A 1,443-nucleotide genomic window follows, 5' to 3' on the forward strand; every position below is an offset into this window, starting at 1 on the left:
CTTGACTTTAGCCCTACGCGGCCCATGCCAGGGCCTCTTGCCAGATGTGGAGTTGGTGGCGCGGGATTTTGAGCAGGACGGTGTCCTTGGGCGAGTTGTCAAAAAGCGTTTCGGCCCATAAATAGCGGCGTACGGTAGCCAGGGCATCGCTAAAGGTCGGGGCCTGCTTCTGGTACCAGGCGCAGGCCTGTGCCCGTAACAAGCCCCGGGCGTGGAGGCGATTGGCGAGCAGGGTGACGAGCGAAAACAGGCCCAGCAGCACGGGCGTGGTGCGGGCAATGGCCAAGGCACTCCACTGGCGTTGGGTTTCCACGCCCAGGTGGGCCCGCACCTGGGCGAAGGTCACTTCCAGGGCCCAGCGCTGGGCGTAGGTGGTCACGATGGCGGCCGCTTCCAGCGTCAGGTCCGTGCTCAGCAACGCACTGAACGGGCCGTCCGCCTCCCCGGCCGGGCGCACCAGCACCCAGCGGATGGGCACGAGTGTGCCGGCCGAGTACCACAGGGCCGTACCCGTGGCCAGCTCGACCGTCCGGGCCTGTCCGCGGGCATCGACGGGCAGTGTCAGCGCCTGCCAAGCGGTGCTGGCCGCCGCCGCCACCTGCGCCAGGCTGGGCAGGCGCGCGCCCTTGACCCGGGTCCGGCCCCGCTGGCCGGCCACGCGGGCCGGAGCCGTTTCATACAGGGCCGCGTCCAGGCGCAGGCGCGTAAGCCAGGTGGCGTGGGCGCGCGTCGCGGCCAGCAGCGTCAGCACGGCGTAGCCGCTGTCGCCCAGGTAGGTAAGCTGGCGGCCGGGCAGCCAGCGGGCCAGCTGCAGCACGGCTTGCCGGGCCCAGTCCGTCACTTTTTTGTGGCGGCGGCCCTGCGCCCTGGCCCAGCCCGCCGAGGGGGCTGGCACGGTGAGCACGGGCAGGGCCCAGACCCGCGCCGCCCAGGGCAGGGGCGTGAGCAGGCAGACGCTGAGCCAGCGCAGGCCGCTGCACTTGACCAGATGGGAGTCGCTGCTGCGCACGGCGTCGCGGTAAATACCGCGGGCGGCGATGCGCGGTCCCCAGCGTCGCTCCAGCGTTTCGTCCAGGCCGAACACCAGCGGGCCGGTGGGCAGAAAGGCGGCCACGAGCTGGCCCAGCAGCAGGCGGCTGGCGGCGCGGGCGCTCCACTTGCCCCGGCTCAGCACCCGGTGGTACTTGTGCCAGGCCGGCTGCTGGCCCAGGCCCACGATGCGCAGCACCGAAGTAATGGTGCGTTTGCCTGGGGCTAGGATGGCCCCGAGCAGCAAGAGCTGCACGTGGGCGAAGACGCGGCGGCAAAATAGGTGCGCGTACGGTACTATTACGGTCTGAAACTCGCGGGGGAAGGTGGGCATAGCAGAACGGTGTCGTTACCCAAAGCTAAGCCTGCCCTACCCGGCGGGTTTCTTTTTTGCCTCCTTACCAACCCCCAAAA

1 protein-coding gene is annotated in these 1,443 nt (G+C 69.8%); it reads right to left on the bottom strand.

What is annotated here, in order from left to right:
- Positions 1-13: 13 nt before the first annotated feature.
- Positions 14-1,363: an IS701 family transposase gene (locus tag E5J99_RS20845; protein WP_135499734.1), complete on the bottom strand. Its 1,350-nt coding sequence runs from the start codon at positions 1,361-1,363 to the stop codon at positions 14-16.
- Positions 1,364-1,443: the final 80 nt, after the last annotated feature.

The organism is Hymenobacter elongatus, assembly GCF_004745955.1.
GTDB lineage: Bacteria > Bacteroidota > Bacteroidia > Cytophagales > Hymenobacteraceae > Hymenobacter > Hymenobacter elongatus.